General features: G+C 61.1%; 19 protein-coding genes. 12 read left to right on the top strand and 7 right to left on the bottom strand.

Going from position 1 to position 20,267, the window contains the following annotated elements:
• Positions 1–70: 70 nt before the first annotated feature.
• Together L2D14_05220 and L2D14_05215 are read right to left on the bottom strand one after the other, a co-directional pair.
• Positions 71–538, bottom strand: a complete 468-nt coding sequence (locus L2D14_05220; GenBank protein WNK00827.1) for a flavodoxin family protein — start codon at positions 536–538, stop codon at positions 71–73.
• A 32-nt stretch (positions 539–570) separates the two neighbouring features.
• Positions 571–1,179 (bottom strand): carbon monoxide dehydrogenase subunit G, encoded by a 609-nt coding sequence (locus L2D14_05215; GenBank protein WNK00826.1) that lies wholly within the window; start codon positions 1,177–1,179, stop codon positions 571–573.
• A gap of 243 nt (positions 1,180–1,422) precedes the next feature.
• Between L2D14_05215 and L2D14_05210 the strand changes: the two genes are divergently transcribed.
• The 5 genes from L2D14_05210 to L2D14_05190 are packed head-to-tail and all read left to right on the top strand — an operon-like array spanning position 1,423 to position 6,634.
• The gene (locus L2D14_05210) at positions 1,423–1,902 is read left to right on the top strand and encodes a (2Fe-2S)-binding protein (GenBank protein ID WNK00825.1); all 480 of its coding nucleotides are present in this window, start codon (positions 1,423–1,425) and stop codon (positions 1,900–1,902) included.
• Positions 1,903–1,906: 4 nt separating this feature from the next.
• Positions 1,907–2,704 carry a xanthine dehydrogenase family protein subunit M gene (locus L2D14_05205; protein ID WNK00824.1) on the top strand — a complete coding sequence of 266 codons (798 nt, stop codon included), beginning with the start codon at positions 1,907–1,909 and terminating at the stop codon, positions 2,702–2,704.
• Between the two features lie 22 nt (positions 2,705–2,726).
• Positions 2,727–5,078, top strand: a complete 2,352-nt coding sequence (locus L2D14_05200) for a xanthine dehydrogenase family protein molybdopterin-binding subunit (protein WNK00823.1) — start codon at positions 2,727–2,729, stop codon at positions 5,076–5,078.
• Positions 5,079–5,096: 18 nt separating this feature from the next.
• The gene (locus L2D14_05195) at positions 5,097–6,038 is read left to right on the top strand and encodes an XdhC family protein (protein WNK00822.1); all 942 of its coding nucleotides are present in this window, start codon (positions 5,097–5,099) and stop codon (positions 6,036–6,038) included.
• Entirely contained in the window at positions 6,035–6,634 is a 600-nt protein-coding gene (locus tag L2D14_05190) for a nucleotidyltransferase family protein (GenBank protein WNK00821.1), read from the top strand. The genes L2D14_05195 and L2D14_05190 overlap by 4 nt, the downstream gene beginning before the upstream one ends.
• A 1-nt stretch (position 6,635) precedes the next feature.
• Here the strand turns inward: L2D14_05190 and L2D14_05185 are convergent, their stop codons facing one another.
• Complete coding sequence (locus tag L2D14_05185) at positions 6,636–8,231, bottom strand: GMC family oxidoreductase N-terminal domain-containing protein (GenBank protein ID WNK00820.1); 1,596 nt, start codon at positions 8,229–8,231, stop codon at positions 6,636–6,638.
• 185 nt (positions 8,232–8,416) lie between these two features.
• On the opposite strand from L2D14_05185, the gene L2D14_05180 reads away from it, so the two are divergent.
• Together L2D14_05180 and L2D14_05175 are read left to right on the top strand one after the other, a co-directional pair.
• A complete protein-coding gene (locus L2D14_05180) occupies positions 8,417–9,622 on the top strand; it encodes an aminotransferase class V-fold PLP-dependent enzyme (protein WNK00819.1) in 1,206 nt (401 codons plus the stop codon).
• 9 nt (positions 9,623–9,631) lie between these two features.
• A complete protein-coding gene (locus L2D14_05175) occupies positions 9,632–10,060 on the top strand; it encodes a heme-binding protein (GenBank protein ID WNK00818.1) in 429 nt (142 codons plus the stop codon).
• Positions 10,061–10,065: 5 nt separating this feature from the next.
• Here the strand turns inward: L2D14_05175 and L2D14_05170 are convergent, their stop codons facing one another.
• Both L2D14_05170 and L2D14_05165 read right to left on the bottom strand, forming a co-directional pair.
• Positions 10,066–10,977, bottom strand: a complete 912-nt coding sequence (locus L2D14_05170; protein ID WNK00817.1) for a LysR substrate-binding domain-containing protein — start codon at positions 10,975–10,977, stop codon at positions 10,066–10,068.
• A 310-nt stretch (positions 10,978–11,287) separates the two neighbouring features.
• On the bottom strand, positions 11,288–13,453 hold the full coding sequence (locus L2D14_05165) for a malate synthase G (protein WNK00816.1): 2,166 nt from the start codon (positions 13,451–13,453) through the stop codon (positions 11,288–11,290).
• 420 nt (positions 13,454–13,873) lie between these two features.
• Between L2D14_05165 and L2D14_05160 the strand changes: the two genes are divergently transcribed.
• The 4 genes from L2D14_05160 to L2D14_05145 all read left to right on the top strand — a co-directional run bounded on the left by L2D14_05160 (position 13,874) and on the right by L2D14_05145 (position 17,052).
• Positions 13,874–14,761 carry a LysR substrate-binding domain-containing protein gene (locus tag L2D14_05160; protein ID WNK00815.1) on the top strand — a complete coding sequence of 296 codons (888 nt, stop codon included), beginning with the start codon at positions 13,874–13,876 and terminating at the stop codon, positions 14,759–14,761.
• Between the two features lie 104 nt (positions 14,762–14,865).
• A complete protein-coding gene (wrbA, locus tag L2D14_05155) occupies positions 14,866–15,489 on the top strand; it encodes an NAD(P)H:quinone oxidoreductase (GenBank protein ID WNK00814.1) in 624 nt (207 codons plus the stop codon).
• Complete coding sequence (locus L2D14_05150; GenBank protein ID WNK00813.1) at positions 15,489–16,136, top strand: DsbA family protein; 648 nt, start codon at positions 15,489–15,491, stop codon at positions 16,134–16,136. Before wrbA ends, L2D14_05150 begins: the two co-directional genes overlap by 1 nt.
• Before the next feature lie 28 nt (positions 16,137–16,164).
• Positions 16,165–17,052 (top strand): EamA family transporter, encoded by an 888-nt coding sequence (locus L2D14_05145; GenBank protein ID WNK00812.1) that lies wholly within the window; start codon positions 16,165–16,167, stop codon positions 17,050–17,052.
• Positions 17,053–17,108: 56 nt separating this feature from the next.
• Here the strand turns inward: L2D14_05145 and L2D14_05140 are convergent, their stop codons facing one another.
• Positions 17,109–17,879, bottom strand: a complete 771-nt coding sequence (locus tag L2D14_05140) for a hydroxypyruvate isomerase family protein (GenBank protein WNK00811.1) — start codon at positions 17,877–17,879, stop codon at positions 17,109–17,111.
• 4 nt (positions 17,880–17,883) lie between these two features.
• Entirely contained in the window at positions 17,884–18,795 is a 912-nt protein-coding gene (locus L2D14_05135) for an NAD-binding protein (GenBank protein ID WNK00810.1), read from the bottom strand.
• 196 nt (positions 18,796–18,991) lie between these two features.
• Here L2D14_05135 and L2D14_05130 point away from each other — a divergent pair, with 196 nt between their 5' ends.
• Complete coding sequence (locus tag L2D14_05130; protein ID WNK00809.1) at positions 18,992–20,185, top strand: ABC transporter substrate-binding protein; 1,194 nt, start codon at positions 18,992–18,994, stop codon at positions 20,183–20,185.
• Positions 20,186–20,267: the final 82 nt, after the last annotated feature.

The following is a 20,267-nucleotide window of genomic DNA, read 5'->3' as shown; positions in this document are numbered from 1 at the left end:
GGACCGGTGCCCTGGTTATGGAACGAGGCACTGAAGCAGTTTTGCGTCAAGATTGTGGGATTTTAGAGACTTAAAAGACCCCCGCCTCCAGGCCGGCCGCGACCAGGAGGCCGAGTTCGTGCGCCTCGTCAACAAAGCCGTCCTGCCACGTGCCCTTCAGCAAAAGCGGCGCACGCACCGCTTTCCAGCGCAGCCCGGTGGTGATGCTCTCAACACCGCGGATGGTGCCGGTGCCGTCCAGTCCGGCGCGCACATAAAGGGCATAGGGCAATCCCTGCTTTTCTTCGAGGACGCCATAGTACGTGCGGTCGAAAAAATCCTTCAGTGCGCCGGACATGTAGCCGAGGTTTTCCGTGGTGCCGAGAATGACGGCATCGGCGCCGAGAACATCCGCCACCCCCGCATCGAACGGGCTGAGCACACGCACGTCGATACCATCAACCTGATCCGACGCCGCGCCCGCCTGAACGGCATCGCGCAGCGCCCGGGTATTCGCGGACGGCACATGGCCGACAATCAGAAGAGTCTTTTCACTCATGCCGCCCCGCCGGATATCCCGTTCCTGAAGGTTTATTTAATGAGCGTAAGCGCGAGCGCCCCGAGCACGAAGACAACCCCGATGATCAGCCACATTTTTGACGAGCCCGAGGCCGGTTCACCGACCGTGCGCGGTTCCGGCGCCGCCGCCCCGGCGGCATCCTCTGCGGCATCCCCGCCGTCAGGCGATGGCTCATCCGCACCGCCCTTGAGCGCGGTTTCGAAATTGTCGAAGAATTCACCGGCGAGCTTTTTCGATGTCCCCTCGAGGAGGCGTCCGCCGATTTGCGCCAGCTTGCCGCCGACGTCGGCATCCACATCGTATTTGAGGATCGTTGCCGCACCGTCTTCGCTGAGCGTGATGGTCGCACCGCCCTTGGCGAAGCCGGCGGCGCCCCCCTTGCCTTCGCCGGAAATACGGTAACTCTCCGGCGGATTGAGATCGCTGAGCTGCACGCTGCCTTTGAAACGGGCTTTGACAGGACCGACCTTGGCCTGAACGGTGGCATTGAATTCGGTGTCGGAGACACGTTCAAGCTCTTCGCAACCCGGGATCGACTGTTTGAGGATTTCCGGATCGTTCAGCCCGCGCCAGACGTCTTCTCTTGGCGCGTCGATACGTTTCTCGTCGGATAACTTCATTCAGGGTCTCCTGTTTTGTCTGCCGGGACCGGACTTTCCGGGCCTAAATTGAAAATTGTGCAGCGACATCCTGTATAAAGACTTGCAACACCCGGCGTCATCCCCAATTTTTATATAGGAGAAACACCTCGCCTGTGCCACTCGGCAAGACCGGGAAGCCGTGCGGGCGGTGTTTCTATGTATAGAGTTATAGCGCCGGGGGCCTGTTCAGGCCCTTTAATGACATTCCGGGGGGAGATTCAGATGCCCGCGATTACGGTTCGCGTCAACGGTCTTGAGGTTACCAAAGAGGTCGATACGCGCACATTGTTAAGCACATTCATCCGCGAACAGCTGAAGCTGACCGGCACCCATGTCGGCTGCGATACCAGCCAGTGCGGCGCCTGTGTCGTCACATTGAACGGCAAGACAGTGAAGAGCTGCGCCGTTTTCGCCTGGGAAGCCGATGGCGCCGATATCGGCACCATCGAAGGTCTCAGCGATTATTCGGAAAGCGGCGGCGAACTGCATCCGATGCAGGCGGCATTCCGCGAGCATCATGGTTTGCAATGCGGGTTCTGTACCCCCGGCATGGTGATGACCGCCGTGCAGCTGGTGAAAGACAATCCGGATATCGACGAAGACGGTATCCGCTACGGGCTGGAAGGCAACATCTGCCGCTGCACGGGTTACCAGAACATCATCGAAGCCGTAAAAACCGGCGCCAAGGCGATGCGGGGTTAATGCCATGTATGAATTTGCAGTAAAATCACCATCAAGCGTGGACGACGTCAAAGCAGCTCTCGACGAAGCCGATGACGGGCAATTCCTGGCCGGCGGTCAGACCCTGATCCCGGTTCTCAAGCAGCGGCTCGCCATGCCGTCCGATCTGATTTCGCTGGGACGCGTTAAGGATCTGGTCGGCATCCAGGCGGCCGGCGACAGCATTTCCATCAAGGCGATGACGTCCCACGCCGACGTCGCCGCCAGCAGCGACATCAAATCCGCCATTCCGGCCCTGGCCAAACTAGCGGGCGGCATCGGCGATCCGCATGTGCGCAACCGCGGCACCATCGGCGGGTCCATCGCCAACAACGATCCGGCCGCCGATTATCCGGCAGCCGTGCTCGGTCTTGGTGCCACCATCGTGACGACCGAACGCGAGATCGACGCCGACAACTTTTTCACCGGCATGTTCGACACTTCGCTCAAGGAAGACGAACTGATCACCGAAATCGTTTTCCCGATCCCCGAGATCGCGGGCTACATCAAGTTCCCGAACCCGGCGACCCGCTATGCGCTGGTCGGCGTCATGGCGGCCAAGATCGGCAACACCGTCCGCGTCGCCGTCACCGGCGCCGGGCCGTGCGTGTTCCGCGTCGCTGAAATGGAACAGGCGCTGACCGCCAGCTTCTCGCCGGACAGCATCAAGGACGACATGGTGCCGGCCGACGATCTCAACAACGACATTCACGCAAGCCGCGAATACCGTGCACACCTGATTGGCGTTCTCGCCCGTCGTGCGGTTGCGGAAGCCAGTTCCTGAGCGCAGGGCGGGAGATAACCACATGAGCACTTTCGTAGCACGTAACGGTATCGGTGAAAGCCAGCGAAGACTTGAAGATTTCAGGTTTCTGACCGGACACGGCAATTATATCGACGACATCAACCTGGAGAATCAGGCCTTTGCCATGGTTCTTCGTTCGCCCGAGGCACATGCGGATATTACGTCCATCGACGTTTCCGAAGCCCTCGCCCTCGACGGTGTGCTTTGCATTGTCACCGGAGAAGACTGGAAAGCTGCCGGATATGGGCCGATCCCGACCAAATCGGGTGTCCGCAAGTTCAAGGACGGCACGGATCTTAAAGAGCCGCCGCACCATGCCATCGCCATCGACCGTGTGCGTTATGTCGGCCAGCCGGTTGCCCTGGTGGTTGGCGAGAGTCTCGACATCTGCCGCGATGCCCTGGAGCTGATCGTCGTCGACTACGCCAGCCTGCCGGCTGTTTCGCATCAGTCCGAAGCCATCAAGGACGGCGCGCCGCAGATCTGGGATATCGCCCCCAACAACATCTGCCTGGATTTCGAACTGGGTGACGAGGAAGCGCAAAAGAAAGCCTTCGCAGCCGCCGACCACATTATCACGCTCGAACTGGTCAACAACCGCGTCACCGCGACGCCGATCGAGCCACGCGGCGCCATCGCCGATTATGATGCGGAAACCGGCAAGTATACGCTTTGGAACGCGTCGCAGAATATTCACGCCAACCGCGACACCATGGCCGATGCGGTGCTGAAAATCGGCAAGGAAAACCTGCACCACATCGCACCCGATGTCGGTGGCGGCTTCGGCGCCAAGAACGGCGTCTATCAGGAACCGATCCTGATCCTGCACGCAACCAAACAGGTCGGGCGCCCCGTCAAATGGGTCAATGATCGCGCCGAGAGCTTTCTGTCCGACACCCACGGCCGCGACCAGGTCTCGACCGTGCAACTGGCGCTGGACAATGACGGCACATTCCGCGGTCTGCGCACCGAAACCGTCGGCAACCTGGGTGCGTTCTGCGCTACCGTCGGCCCGTTCACGCCGACCGGCGGCTCAAGCCGCACACAGGGCGGCCCGTTCAAATTCGATGCGATCTACTATTCCGCCATCGCACCGTTCACGAACACCTGCCCACTCGATCCGTACCGTGGCGCGGGACGTCCGGAAGGGTCGTACCAGATGGACCGGATCATCGATTATGCGGCCGCCAAACTCGGCATGGACCCGATTGAGCTTCGCCGTAAGAACCTGATCCCCGAATCATCCCTGCCGATGAAGTCGCCGATGGGTCTCGACATCGACTGCGGCAATTTCCCGGAAGTGTTCGAGCGCACCATTCAGCTTTCCGACCGCGAAGGCTACGCGGCCCGGGTCGAGGCATCCGAAGCCAAAGGCCTGAAGCGCGGCTTCGGTGTCTGCATGTATATGGAATGCACCGGCGGCGGCCCGAAAGAGGAAGCCAAGGTCGTGTTCCGCGATGACGGCAAGGTCGAGCTTTCCGTCGGCAGCTCGTCGACCGGCATGGGCCACGAGACCGCCTTCGCGCAGTTGCTGGCCGGGCACCTCGGCCTGCCGCTCGAGGATATCGAATTTCACCAGGCCGACACCGACGCGACGTCGATCGGCGGCGGTCACGGCGGCTCGCGCGGGCTTGAAGTCGGCGGCAGCTCGGTGCTGCAAACGGCGCGTGAAATCGTCAAAGTCGGCAAGAAGATCGCCGCGCACCGGTTCGACGTCGATGCCGCCAGCGTGGCTTTCGACGAAGGCCGGTTCCATGTGCCGGGAACCAACCACACCTTGACCATCCGTGACGCCATCGATGCCCAGAACGATCCGGAAAACCTGCCCGGCGATCTGGAACCCGGCTGCATGAATATCACCAGCATTTTCGAACGCGGCATCATCTCGATCCCCAACGGCGGACATGCCTGCGAGGTCGAAGTCGATGCCGACACCGGCACCGTCAAGGTCGACGGTTACTGGGTGGTCGACGATTTCGGCACCATTGTCAATCCGATGCTGGCCGACGGCCAGGTCATGGGCGGCATTGCCCAGGGCATCGGTCAGGCGCTGATGGAAAACATCGTCTATGACGAGAACGGTCAGCTCGTGACCGGCTCGCTGATGGATTATGCACTGCCACGTGCCGACGACATGCCGAAAATGGTCATCGGGTATTACGAGGATGCGCCGACGAAGAAGAACCTGCTCGGGGTCAAGGGCGCCGGCGAAGCCGGATGCGTGGGTGCGCCGCCTGCCGTCGTCAATGCGGTCTGCGATGCGCTCAAGGACCTTGGCGTGCACCACATCGACATGCCGTTGACTCCGGAGCGCGTCTGGCGTGCCATACAGGATGCAAAATCGGATAGCTGATACCCGCGCGGCAAGGCCATGAACGGGCGTTTCTCGGAATACGTACTTGCGGACCTCAGAAAATGGCGGTCCGAGGGGAAGCGCGCCGCCTTGCTGACGCTTTATAACGTGGAGCCGACCGGGCCGCGACCGGCGGGCAGCCAGATGGCGGTCTCGGATGCCGGTGACTTTACGGGGTTCCTGTCCGGCGGCTGCGTCGAAGGCGCGCTGGTCGAAGAAACCAAAGCCGCCATGGATGCGGGGGGAAACCGCTCGATCCGCTACGGCGTCAATTCTCCCTATTTCGACATTGCGTTGCCGTGCGGCAGTGCCATCGACGTCTACATCGATATCGGTTTTGCCGACGACCTGCTCGACCAGTTGATTGCCGCGCAGCAGGCACGGACACCGGTTTCACTGATCACCGACATGAAAACCGGCGAGAGTCATATGGCGGATGCCGGTAGCGGTGACGACCGCCTGCAACTGACGCTGAACGGCGACACTTTCGACCGCCTGTATCGCCCGCCGTTACGCCTTGCCGTCGCCGGCAAGGGGCCGGTCCTTGTGGCGACGGCGGAAATCGCCAGTGCATCGGATATTGCCGTACATGCGGTCACGACCGAGGACGACGTCGCCCGCCAGTGCGAGGGTGCCGGTGCGACGACATCCAAATCGCTGCCGCCCGGTTATATCGATGCATGGACCGCTGTCGCGACCCTGTTTCACGAGCATGAACTCGAAGGCCCGGTGCTTGAAGCGGCCATGCAATCCGATGCCTTCTATATCGGAGCGCTTGGCAGCCGCAATACGCACGCCGAACGCGTCAGCCGGTTCCTTGAAGACGGCGTCAGTGAAGCAAATGTCAAACGCATCAAAGGCCCGCTCGGGATCTCCATCGGCTCGCGCAATCCTCCCGAGATTGCCATCTCGCTGGTTGCCGAGGTGCTGATGACGTACCGCGAAAGATTTCCCGTATGACCCCGCAACGCGATGCCGCGAACATTGCGGCAGTCATCCTCGCCGCCGGACGTTCGCAACGCTTCGGCGAGAGCAACAAGATGCTGCATCCGATCGACGGCGAACCGATGATCCGCCATACAGCAAGGCATGTACTGGCGGCCGGACTGGGCGATGTGGTGGTGGTGACGGGCCATGACGCCGACGATGTGGAGCGCGCCTTGCAAGGGCTCGACATCCGCTGCGCCCGCAATGCTACCCCCTGGGCCGGGATGGGAACATCACTGGCGACAGGCGCGAATGCGATCAAGCCTGGCGCCGACGGCATGTTCATTGTGCTCGGCGATATGCCGAACCTGAAGGGGGAGACGATCTTTGCGTTGCTGCAATCCCTCGATCCGAAGGGCGGCCACGATATCGTGGTTCCGGTCTATGACGGCAAGCGGGGCCACCCGGTTTTATTCGCGGCACGTTACTTCACACGGCTCTGTGCGCTCAGTGGCGATACCGGCGCGCGCGATATCCTGAATGCTCACCCGGAACGGGTCTGCGCCGTACCGGTCGACGATCCCGGCACGTTGTTCGATGTCGACACCCCAGAAGACCTGCCAAAATAGCCTACGTTGCGTCGGCCAGCATCATGTCGGAAGCCTTTTCGGCGATCATCATCGTCGGCGCATTGGTGTTGCCGCTGACCAGGTTCGGCATGATCGACGCATCGGCGACACGCAAGCCCTCAAGCCCGACGACTTTCAACGTCGGATCGACGACGGCCATGGCATCGGTGCCCATCTTGCAGGTGCCGACCGGATGATAGAGCGTTGCACCGGTTTGCCGGGCGTGTTCGAGCAGCGCCTCATCGTCGTCCGCACCGCTGCCGGGGGATAGTTCCTCCGCCGCGTGCGGCCCCATGATGCTGGTCGCCATCAGCTTCCTGGCAATGCGCAGGCCTTCGACATGCACCTCGCAATCGGTCCGGGTCGCCAGGAAATTCGGCTGGATATCCGGCTTCACCGACATGTCCGGCGATGTCGCATGCAGATAGCCGCGGCTTTCCGGGCGTAACTGACAAGGCCCGATGGTGATCCCCGGGAACTTGTCGAAAACCCGTTTGTGCGGGTTGGCGAACGTCGCATGCGCGATATGGAACTGGATGTCCGGGTCCTGCATGTCGGGCCGGCTTTTCACGAAACCGGCGATGATCCCGGCCGGCATCGTCAGCGCGCCCTTGCGCTGCGTGAAAAACTTCAAAGCCTCTATCACAAGACGTGGCCCGCGCGTCAGCTGGTTGAGGCTGTCGAGGCCCGCGAGACGGTAAGACACGCGTGAAATATAGTGGTCCTGCAGGTTCTCACCTACGCCCTTGAGCTCATGCACCACGTCGAGGCCGAGTTTCTGCAGCAACTCCCCCTGGCCGATACCGGACAGCTCCAGCAACTGCGGCGACTGGATTGCCCCGGCCGCCAGGACAACCTCGCGGCGCGCCCGCACGATTTGTTCCCTGCCGTTTTTCAGATAGACGACGCCGATGGCGCGGCCGTTTTCGATCAGCACTTTCCGCGCGAAGGCACGGGTCTCGACGTGCAGGTTTTTCCGGACACCGCGCACCGGATCAAGGTAGGCGTTCTTGGCACTGAAGCGCTTTCCGTGGCGCTGCGTCACCTGGTAGTAGGCGAAGCCTTCCTGATCGGCGCCGTTATAATCGACATGCGTCGGATAGCCGAGTTCACCACCGGCATCGATGACCTTGTCCAGCGTCTCATAGGTGACCGTCGGCATGGTGACGTTGAGCGGGCCGCCGGTGCCGTGAAAATCGTCGCCACCTTCTTCGCGGTTTTCGGAGCGCTTGAAGTACGGCAGCACATCCGAGTACGACCAGCCACGGCAGCCCATCTGCCCCCAGGTGTCGTAATCCGTGGCCTGCCCCCGGACATAAAGCATACCGTTGATGGCACTCGAACCGCCCAACACCTTGCCGCGCGGCACCGGGATCGAACGGTTGCCCGTCTTTTCATCGGGACTGGTTTCAAACAGCCAGTTGATGGCCGGGTCGACCATGGTTTTGACATAGCCCGCCGGGATATGGATCAGCGGGTTCCTGTCCTCGCCGCCGGCTTCCAGCAAACAGGCACTGTGACGCGGGTCCGCGCTCAAACGGTTGGCCAGCACGCATCCGGCGGAACCGCCGCCGACGATGATAAAGTCGAATTCCATGGATACCCCTCCCAAACCAGGGTCATACTTTAACGCCCGAAACCGGCGACGCAATCTCTGCTTGGTACCGTCCGCCATTCCCCACCGTGCAGTATCCGAAAGGGGATTTAGGTTCTGGACAAGTGCGCGCCGGTCGGGAAGGATCATCGGCGAATACTTCCAACCCCTCTCAGCAGAGCCCCGCCATGACGCTTCGTAACGGACGACAGTTTCTCAGCATTCCCGGACCGACAACGGTCCCCGATGAAGTTCTCAGTGCCATGCACCGGCCGGCCATCGACATCTACGGCGGCGAAGGCGGCGGCGAGCTTCTCGCCATCACCACGAGCTGCCTGAAGGATCTGAAGGCCATCTTCAAAACCCAGGGCGACACCTATATCTATGTCGCCAACGGACATGGTGCATGGCAGGGCGCGGTCTCGAACGTGCTCAACGCCGGCGACACCGTGCTGGTGCTTGAAAGCGGCCGCTTTGCCGTCGGCTGGGGCGAGATGGCACGCTCCATGGGCGTCAATATCGAAAGCCTTGCCGGTGACTGGCGGCGCGCCGTCGATCCCGCAAAAGTCGAAGCCGCGCTCCGCGCCGATACGGAAGGCCGGATCAAGGCCGTTCTCGTTGTGCAGATCGACACCGCCAGCGGCTGCGTCAACGATATTCCGGCGATCCGCGCCGCCATGGATGCTGCGGGTCACGATGCGCTTTTGATGGTCGATACCATCGCCTCGCTGGCGTGCATGCCTTTCGACATGGACGGCTGGGGCGTCGACGTCGCCGTCGGCGGCTCGCAGAAGGGCCTGATGACCCCGCCGGGTCTGGGCTTTGTCGCCGCCGGCCCGAAAGCCAAGGCCGCGCACAAGAAAGCCGGTTTGCGTACGTCCTATTGGGACTGGGAAACCCGCGACATGGAAGAGCATTACCGCAAATACTGCGGCACGCCGCCCGTGCACCTGCTGTTCGCCTTGCGCAAGGCAATGGATATGATCCTTGAAGAAGGTCTTGAGAACATTTTCCGCCGCCACGCCCTGCTGGCCGGTGCGGCGCATGCCGCCGTCGGCGTCTGGCGCGAGAGCGGCGCGTTCGACTTCAATATTACTGAACCGTCCGAACGCTCGGCCTCGGTGACCACGCTGAAATTGCGCGAGGACCTGCGCCCCGAGCCGATCCGTGCCTACTGTTTCGACAATATGGGCGTGACGCTAGGTCTTGGCATCGGCGAGTTGTCCGGCAAGGCCTTCCGCGTCGCGCACATGGGCCACGTCAACGCGCCGATGATGCTGGGAACGCTCGGCGTGCTGGAAATCGCACTCGATGTGCTGGGGCTGACCGATGACGGCTCGAAAGGCGGCATCGCCGCCGCCACCGCCTATCTCGGTGACGCTTTAAGGGAATAGGAGAAGACGATGACACTGACTCTCGATCAGGCGAGCCGGATCGTCGACGGCGCGCTGGCCTATGCCGCAGATAAAAATTTCGATCCGCTGACCGTCTGCGTGATGGATGCCGGCGGCCACATGGTCGCCTTCAAGCGCGAAGACAACAGCGGCATCCTGCGCCCGGAAATCGCCATGGGGAAAGCGTACGGCGCGCTCGGTTTCGGGCTCGACGGACGCGACCTCAAGGAAAAAAATCCGACGTTCCTGGGTGCCGTCGCGGCAGCATCGGGCGGGCGCATGGTGCCGGTCCCGGGCGGTGTGCTGATCAAGGATGCGAACGGCATGATCGTCGGCGCCGTCGGCATCAGCGGCGACAATTCAGGCAATGACGAGCTGGCCGCGATCGCCGGCATCGAAGGCGTGGGTCTTGCCGTTTCGTCCACTCTGAAAAAGTAAGGGCCTCAAATACCCGTCACGCCCGCAGGCAGATGTTCGGCAATGACTGCCGACATGGCGTCCAGCAAGGCGCGCTTCGGAAATGTTTCCCTGAAAATCAAACGCACACGGCGGCGCGCCGCTTCATTGGTGGCCTTGCGTATCGCGATGCCGGGCCGGGGCGTGCCCGAATCACCGATCATGGATGCCGGCAGGAACGTGATACCCGCCCCTGCGGCGACCAGCCCGACGATGGTTTCCATACTTGATGCCTGTGTATCCAGGCCCAGAACCGCATTGTTGCGGGCTAGCCCGCACAACTGCGCCACCTGATCGCTGAGACAGTGGCCGTCCTTCAGCAACAAAAGCTCGGCCGTATCCAGGGTCGTTACATCGATATCCTTGCCGGTATCGAGCGGATGCCCTTCGGGCAGGGCGACACGGAACGGTTCTTCATAAAGCGGGATTTCCGCGAGCCCCGTTTCCCTGATTTCCGTCGCCGTGATGGCAATATCGATTTCACCGCGGCACAACTTGCGCTCAAGCTCGTGGGTGAAGTCCTCGCTCAGGCTTAATTGCATCTTCGGCAGTGCCGCCTTGAGCGGCCGCAGGATCGACGGCAGCAGATACGGCCCGATGGTCGGAATGGTCCCGAAACGAAGCGTCCCGGCCAGCGGATCGGCATACGCCGCCGCCGCATCCTTGATCTCGTCGGCGATCAGCAGAACCTGTTTGGCCTTCACAACCACCTCGGCGCCGATCGGCGTGACCGCGACACGGCGATTGGTGCGTTCGAACAATTGAACGCCCAGAAAATCCTCGAGCTTCTTGATCTGTCCGCTGAGCGCCGGTTGTGAAACGTGGCAACGCTCCGATGCATGACCGAAGTGGCCTTCCTCGGCCACCGCAACGACATACGCCAGATCCCGCAGGTTCATGTGACAACCCTTCCCATGATATCGGCTATACCTATCGTATAAATACGATCAATCGATTTCAATTATATTTGGAATGGCGCTATTCATATTTCAAGCTGCTGCCCGACGTAAACACGGAGATAGAGATGAGTATGCTTCCTGAACTGCTGGCATTGTTTTCAGGCTTGCCCGGCGGTGCCCCCGACATTATCCGCCGGTCCGCTAACGCCGACTGACGGGTACGGACGGCCGTGGACAGGCATGGGTACATGGCCGCAAAAAACAAGCCGGGCGAAAGCCCTGCTTGTTCCGTATTGCGATGGCCGGCGGTTCAGCCTGCCTTCAACTCCAGGCGGCGCGCATGCAGGATCGGTTCGGTATAACCGCTCGGCTGTTCGCGGCCCTTGAACACCAGATCGCAGGCCGCCTTGAAGGCGATGCCGTCAAAACCAGGTGCCATCGGCGTATAGGCCGCATCACCCGCGTTCTGTTCGTCGACGACCTTGGCCATGCGTTTCATGGTGTCCATCACCTGGCTCTCGGTGCAGATGCCATGATGCAGCCAGTTGGCGATGTGCTGCGAGGAAATCCGAAGCGTCGCACGGTCTTCCATCAGGCCGATATTGTTGATGTCCGGCACCTTGGAACAGCCGACACCCTGGTCGATCCAGCGCACCACATACCCCAGGATGCCCTGTGCGTTGTTATCGAGTTCAGCCTGGACATCTTCCGCCGACCAGTTCGGCAGTTCGGCCACCGGATACGAGAGAATATCGTCGAGGCTGGCCCTTTCGCGGGATTTGAGCTGCTCCTGGACTTCCGACACCACGACCTGGTGGTAGTGTGTCGCATGCAGCGTCGCCGCCGTCGGCGACGGCACCCAGGCTGTATTGGCACCCGCCTTGGGATGCGCGATCTTGGCTTCCAGCATGTCGTGCATCAGATCCGGCATGGCCCACATGCCCTTGCCGATCTGCGCCTTGCCCTTGAAACCGCACAGCAGACCGGAATCGACGTTCCAGTCCTCATAAGCCGCAATCCATGCAGCCTGTTTCATATCGCCCTTGCGGATCATCGGCCCGGCTTCCATCGAGGTGTGGATTTCGTCACCGGTACGATCGAGGAAGCCGGTATTGATAAACACGACCCGGTCCCTGACGGCACGGATACATTCCTTGAGGTTGACCGTGGTGCGGCGTTCCTCGTCCATGATCCCGAGCTTCAGGGCGCCTCGCTGAATGCCCAGCGCATCCTCGACACGGGTGCAGGTCTGCGCCGCGAACGCGGCTTCTTCCGGGCCGTGCATCTTCGGTTTGACGATGTACATCGAGCCGGTGTGCGAGTTGCGGAACTTGCCGTGTGCATCGATATCGTGCTTGGCGATGGCGGCGGTGACCATGCAGTCGAGCAGACCCTCGAAGACCTCGTTACCGTCGGCATCGAGCACCGCCGGCGTCGTCATCAGATGACCGACGTTGCGGACCAGAAGCAGCGAGCGCGCCGAAAGCCGGACATCGCCGCCGCCCGGTGTGGTGTAGACGCGGTCCGGGTTCAAGGCCCGTTCGACGGTCTTGCCGCCCTTCTCGAAGCTGGCCGTCAGATCGCCCTTCATCAAACCGAGCCAGTTGCGGTAGACCAGTGTCTTTTCCTCGCCGTCAACGGCAGCGACGGAATCCTCGCAATCCATGATCGTCGTGATCGCGGATTCCATGATCAGGTCGGCAATGCCGGCGGCATCGTCCTTGCCGATGAAATGATCGCGGTCGATGACGATTTCGAAATGCAGGCCGTTGTTGACGAACAGCACCACGTTCGGCGAGCCCGGCTCTCCGGTGTAGCCGGCAAGATCTTCCGGCACGTCCAGGCCGGTCTCGGAACCGTCTTTCATGGTGACGACAAGCGAGCCGTTCTCGATCCGGTATCCAGCGCTGTCCGCATGTGTGCCTGAAGCCAGCGGTGCGTTTTTGTCGAGAAAATCACGCGCCCAGGCAATGACCTTGGCGCCGCGCTTCGGATTGAACTGCGCGGTGATTTCGCAACCGTCATCGGACGGGATGGCATCGGTGCCGTAGAGCGCATCATACAGGCTGCCCCAGCGCGCATTGGCCGCATTCAGCGAATAGCGTGCATTGGTCAGCGGCACGACGAGCTGCGGCCCGGCGATGGTCGAGATTTCCGGATCGACATTGGTCGTGTTGATGGAGAAATCTTCTCCTTCCGACACCAGATATCCGATGTCGGTGAGAAACGATTTATAGGCGCCCGGATCGGACGGCTTGCCTTGGTGCTCCCGGTGCCAGGCGTCGATTTTTTCCTGCAGTTCGTCACGCTTTTGCAAAAGCGCCTTGTTCGCCGGCGTCAGGTCATTAACGATCCCCGCCAGCGCTGCCCAGAAATCATCCCCGGTAATACCGATACCCGGCAATACTTCGTCATTCACAAAATCAAAAAGCGTTTTGTCGATCTGCAAACCACTGTTTTCAACACGATCCGTCATACGTTCCTCATCAAATCACTATCAATGGCATCGCCCACGAGCTGGAATTATCCAGCCTCCAAAAAAGACAATGCCGCAATGCAACAATTACGGAGGGGTTATACAGATTGACCGCGTAAATGCCAGTGTCTTTCGATTTTCCCGGTGTGCACGACTATTTGTCCCTGCAAGACAGAAACCGAGTTCATATCGCCATAAACGATTGCGACTAGCAGGTTTGTGCAGCAAATGTTGGGACCGACATACGCTCAACTATGGGCCCCCTCCCGGATATTTCGAGGCGCTAACAAGGCGCAAACACCATCGAAACGCGCTCCGCGAAGTCCAGGTCATTCGGTTGGCGATTTTGTTCTGGCGTGATATTTTGGAAGTTCGAAGCGTAATCTCAACTGGCCGCAGATCTGTTTGGAAATAGACGAAATGGACAAGCTCTCGGTCATGAACGCTTATTGCCGGATTGTCGAACGCGGCAGCTTTGCGCGCGCGGCGGAAGATCTGGGGGTGTCTCCGGCCTTGCTCAGTCGCGAAGTCAAGCTGTTGGAGGAAAGCCTTGGCTGTACGCTTCTGACCCGATCGACGCGGTCCATGTCGGTGACCGGCCAGGGCCGACTCTATTACGACGAAGCGCAGCGTATTCTGGATGCGGTCGGAAAGGTCGAGGACCATATCCGCACCGGAACGGGAAACGTACAGGGAGAGCTTAAAGTCAACGCACCGAACTCCTTCGGTCAGGTGGTGATCGCACCCGCCCTTCCCGAGTTCCTGGAGCGCTACCCCGACCTCCGGCTCACCCTGTCTCTCGACGATCGGGTTGTAGACATGATCGAAGGCGGCTTTGACGTGTCTATCCGCATTCGCCCTGCAATGCCTGATTCCGCTCTCGTTGCGCGGCGCATCGGCACCATGCGGCAGCGTATTTTTGCCTCTCCGGCCTACCTCGAGCATGCCGGCACACCCCGGACACCCGAAGATATCGCCAAGCACAGGACCATCGGATTTCTTCTCGCCGACCATTTGAGGGCCTGGCAACTGACCGGTCCCGAAGGCTCCCATGACGTCGCATTGGATCCGCCTGTAAAAGTCGGGAACAGCCTTGTGTTGCGCGATCTGCTGATTGCCGGATACGGGATCGGCACGCTACCGGACTTCATCTCCAGGGAACCGGAAAGCAACGGCTCACTTGTCCGGGTCCTCCCCGAATATGAACTGCCGGCTCCGGAGATATTCGCCGTCACGACTTCGCGCCTCGGCGCTGACGGCCGCGTCATGGCATTTCTGAACCATTTGCAGGCAGCCTTGAAGACCTGACACTCTTCACATGGCGTAAACACTGAATTGCGAGCAAACCGGTTAATCCGCCGGCCATAATCGCCGATCCTCCTGGCACCGAAACCCGAGCCAGAGAGGTTCCCATGACACGCATTCTCGTTCTCTACTATTCCAGTTACGGCCATGTGCGCGCACTCGCCGAGGCTGAAGCCGAAGGCGCGCGTAGCGTCCCCGGCACGACCGTCGATCTCCGCCGCGTCCCCGAAACCGTGCCCCGTGCCGTCCGCAAAGACGCCGGTTACGTCGATGACGACACCCCCGTCGCCGCGCCCGCCGAGTTGTCGGCGTACGATGGCATTATCTTCGGCACCCCGACACGGTTCGGCATGATGGCCGGACAGATGAAACAGTTTCTCGACCAGGCCGGCGCCCTGTGGGCGCAAAACGCGCTGGTCGGAAAGGTCGCAGCGGTGTTCGCATCGACGGGATCGCAACACGGCGGTCACGAGGCGACACTTCTGTCGACGCAGATTCCGCTGCAGCATTTCGGCATGCTGATCGCCGGATTGCCCTATACCTTTGCCGGGCAGACGTCGAGAGACGGCATCATCGGCGGTGCACCCTATGGCGCCGGCACCATTGCCGGGGCCGACGGTTCGCTCAACCCGACCGAGACCGATCTTGCCGGTGCCCGCTTCCAGGGTGCCTACGTGGCAGAGATCGCCGCACGTCTGGCCGGTGCCGAACCGGTGTGGGAGGTTGCGTGATGCCTTCCCCGCTGACCATCGATTTTTTCCATGATGTGGTGTGTTGCTGGTGCTTCAACATCTCGTCTCGGATGCGGACATTGGCACAGGAACTCAACCTGGATATCCGCCACCGGACGTTCGTCCTGCAGGCCAGTCCGGCGGAGATGGCGGCCCGCTGGGGGACGCCGGCCGAGGCCCGCGAGACGATCCTCGGCCACTGGTCGGTCTGTCGCGAGGTCAGCGATCGACCCGAACTGATCGATATCGAAAAGATGAGAAACGCCGCGTTCGATTATCCACACGGCTGGACAGCCGCGATCGCCTGCAAGACAGCAGAGCGTCTCGGCGGCCAGTCAGCCCATTGGGACATGTTCGACCGTATCCAGTCGGCACACCTCACCGACGCGCAAAACATTGCCGATCGTGCCGTACTGAACGACATGGCATGCGACATCGGACTGAACAGCATGGCCTTCATGAAAGTCATGGACGATCCAATGACGGCACAAGCCGTCGAAGCCGACCGACAGCTGGCCCGCAGACTGCAAGTTCGCAGCATCCCGGCGCTGATCATCCGCAACACGGGTGCCAGGCTCGTCAACGGCCCGACAGAAGACCTGCGCGCGCAAATCTCCACCGCTGCCCGTCTGCTCGCGCAGATCTGAATTGGAATCTGACTTACAGGAAACCGATATGACACGCTCGACCGACATCCTTCTCACTGCACTGGCCCCTGCCGTCTGGGGCAGCACGTATCTCGTGACGACAGAAGTACTCCCCGATGGCTATCCCGTCTCGCTTGCCGTCCTGCGGGCGCTGCCGGCCGGGCTGCTTCTGCTTGCCGTGACCCGGTGCTTGCCGCCAAGGGCGTGGATTGCCCGCAGCTTCGTGCTCGGTGGGCTGAACTTCGCCGTTTTCTGGACGCTTCTCTTTGTCGCCGCCTACAGGCTGCCGGGTGGCGTGGCTGCGACGCTCGGTTCACTACAGACCCTGATGGTCATCGGGCTCGCGCGTGGATGGCTCGGCACCCCCGTCAGGGCCGGTGCCGTCGCCGCCGCGGCGACGGGGATCGCCGGCGTCGCCCTGTTGCTGCTCGGGCCAGATGCATCGCTCGATATGATCGGCATTGCCGCTGGATTTGGCGGTGCGGCTTCAATGGCGGCAGGCACGGTGCTTAGTCGCAAGTGGCAGCCCCCGGTGCCGGCCCTCAGTTTCACTGCCTGGCAATTGACGGCAGGCGGGTTGATCCTGGTCCCCGTGGCTCTGATACTTGAGCCGCCGCTTCCAGCATTGAGCACAACAAATATCGCCGGACTCGCATGGCTGACGCTGATCGGCGCAGCGCTCACGTACTGGATATGGTTTCGCGGGATCGCCAGACTTGAGCCCGGCGCCGTATCGATGCTCGCCATGATGAGCCCGGTCACGGCTGTCATCCTCGGCTGGATATTTCTCCACCAAACGCTATCGGCACTACAGATGACAGGTGCTGTGATTGTTCTGTTTTCTGTCTGGGCAGGACAGATCGCGACCCGGCCTCGACTAGTTACGGGCACACCCATGGCGCGTTCCGCCGGCTAGAAGGGTGGGATTGTGATGTCTGAAGACCGCACGTCGTACTTTCTTTTGGCCCCGGTCTAATCGAACAGCCAGCCCAGACCGTCGAGCGTGCCGGCCCGCGGGTTGTATTCGCAGCCCACGTAGCCGGTATACCCGAGCCGGTCCATCAGATTGAACAGGTATGGATAATTGATCTCTCCGGTATTCGGCTCGTGGCGTTCCGGCACACCGGAAATCTGCACGTGCACGATATCGTCCAGCATCGCCTCGAAGCGGCGTGCCAGATCGCCTTCCATGATCTGCACATGATAAAAGTCGAACTGCAGGCCGACATTCGGGCGCTGGATTCTTTGCATGGCTTCGGCGACGGCGGCGCTCGTCGGCATCAGATAACCGGGGACGTCGCGACTATTGAGCGGCTCCAGCGACACCACGACCCCTTGCGCCTGGCAGCGGTCGGCGGCGAAGCGGATGTTGTCGACATAACACGCCAGCATCTCGTCCGGGTCCGCCGCATCGGGGACCAGGCCGGCCATCACATGCAGCGTCCGGCAATCAAGAGCGCGGGCATATTCCAAGGCCTTGTCGATGCTTTCGCGGAATTCCGACACCCGGTCCGGCAAGGCCGAAATGCCCCGCTCGCCGGCATCCCAATCCCCCGGCGGTGCATTGAACAACGCCTGCGTGAGGCCGTTATCCCTGAGTCTTGCCGCGACGTCGGGCGCCGAATGTGCATAGGGGAACAGAAACTCCACGGCATCGAAGCCGGCGTCCCGCGCCGCCTTGAAGCGGTCCAGAAACGGCGCCTCGGTGAACATCAGGCTCAAATTCGCGGCGAAATGCGGCATCGGTCTATTCCTGTTTCTTGCCGTCGGGCAACTCGATCCCGGCAAGCTGGGCAAACACCTTGATCACGGCGGCGTCGTCCTCGCGCCCCAGCCCCATCGCCTTGGCCGCCAGAAACTGTTGGTGCGCGGCGGCGGATACCGGCAGCGGGAAGCCCTCGCGCTTGCCCGTTTCGAGTACGATCCCCAGATCCTTGACGAAGATATCGACGGCGCTTTTCGGGGCGTAATCGTTGTCCAGCACATGCGGCACCCGGTTTTCGAACATCCACGAATTCCCCGCCGACGCGGTAATGACCTCGAACACCGTCCGCGCATCCAGACCCGAACGGATACCGAGCGCCAGCGCTTCCATGGCCGTCGCGATGTGCACGCCGGCCAGCAACTGGTTGACCATCTTCATGGTCGAGCCGGGGCCGGCCTCGTCACCCAGTTCGAACACCTTTTCGGCAACCGCATCCAGAAACGGCCGGGCGCGGGCGAACGCTTGCGGCGTCCCCGACCCCATGACCGACAGCTGCCCCGCAGCCGCCTTGACGGCACCGCCGGAAATCGGCGCGTCAAGATACAATAGCCCCAAAGCATCCAGCCGCGCCGACAGATCCCGGGCAAACGCCGGCGGCACGGTGGCGCAACCAAGCACGACAGCGCCTTTCGGCAAGGCCGTGGCGGCCCCGTTTTCGCCGAACAGAACGGCCTCCGTCTGCGCCTGATTGACGACGACAATCGCCAGACAATCGGCATCCGCGGCGGCATCGAGTGGTGATTTCGCGGTCTTCCCGCCGCAGGCAGCAAAAGCTTCGAGTGCAGTTTGCGAAACGTCGCAGCCGGTAACGTCCAGTCCGGCCTTCAATCCCGAGGTTGCGATCCCCATGCCCATTGCGCCGAGACCGACGACGCTCGCTCTGAAATCAGTCATAAATGTCCCCTTCCCAAAGGAACCGCTATTGTGTGGATCGGGGCGGCAAGCGCAAGACGGCAAATTCACAACTGTTTATCGCTAAATTTGCACAAACTGCCTTTCACTCGCGTAGATTAATCGTTACATATTTTGCAGAGGCGGAAGCCGTGAGATTGCGACCGCCGCGTCTTAAGCGACAGAAGAGAGAAACCCGATGAATTTCACACGTTTGTTCGCCCTTGCGGCGGTATTTTTTGTATCCACGGCACAAGCCGGCGCGGAACCGATCCGTATTGGCGAGATCAACAGCTACACCCGCCTGCCGGCCTTCACCGAACCTTACAAGAAGGGCTGGCAGATGGCCGTTGAGGAAATCAACGCCGCCGGCGGCATCAATGGCCGGCCGCTGGAGATCATCAGCCGTGACGACGCCGGCAAGCCCGGCAATGCCGTCAAGATCGCCGGGGAACTGCTGAAACGCGACAAGGTGGTGATGCTGACGGGGACGTTCTTCTCGCATATCGGACTCGCGGTGGCCGATTTTGCCAAGCAAAACAAGGTAATGTTCCTCGCCTCCGAGCCGCTGAGCGATGCGTTGGTGTGGTCCAAGGGCAACGAATATACGTTCCGGCTCCGGCCCTCGACTTATATGCAGGCAGCGATGCTCGCCATCGAGGCCGCCAAGATCGATGCCGTCAAATGGGCAACCGTGGCGCCGAACTATGCCTATGGCAAAGACGCCGTCTCTGCCTTCAAACAGGTGCTGAGCAAGCTCAAGCCGTCCGTACAATTTGTCGACGAGCAGTGGCCCGCGTTGTTCAAGATCGATGCCGGCGTTACCGTCCGTGCCCTCGAAGTCGCCAAGCCCGATGCGATCTACAACGTTACCTTCGGTCCCGATCTGGGTGCGCTGGTCCGCGAAGGCACCGTGCGCGGCCTGTTCAAGGACCGCACCGTGGTCAGCCTTCTGACCGGCGAGCCGGAATATCTCGAACCCTTGAAAGGCGAAGCGCCGAAAGGCTGGATCGTCACCGGCTATCCCTGGTATGCGATCGACACGCCCGCGCACAACGCGTTTCGCAAGGCTTATGAAGCGCGCTGGAAAGAAACCCTGAAGATGGGCTCACTGGTCGGTTACAACACCATCCAATCCATCGCCGCCGTGCTGAAAAAAGCCGGCAGCACCGATACGCCCGCCCTTGTCGCCGCGATGGCCGACCTTAAGGTTGCGACCCCCGGCGGCGAGGTTATCTACCGTGCCGCCGATCATCAGGCGACCATGGGATCGTGGGTCGGGCGCACCGATGTCGTCGGTGGCGGCGGTCAGATGACCGGCTGGCGCTATGTCGATGGCGCGGAAGTCTTGCCGAGCCCCGAAGAAGCCAAGGCAATGCGTCCGACAAATTGAGCCGGATGACTGTTTCCCTCTCCCCCGCACAAGGGGGAGAGGAGAGACATGCTGGCATTCAGCCCATTCCGTCCCATAGGAT

The organism is Thalassospiraceae bacterium LMO-JJ14, from assembly GCA_021555105.2.
Classification (GTDB): Bacteria; Pseudomonadota; Alphaproteobacteria; order Rhodospirillales; family Casp-alpha2; genus UBA4479.
The sequence above is the reverse complement of the archived record's forward strand: the minus strand, read 5'-3'. Positions and strand labels throughout refer to the sequence as shown.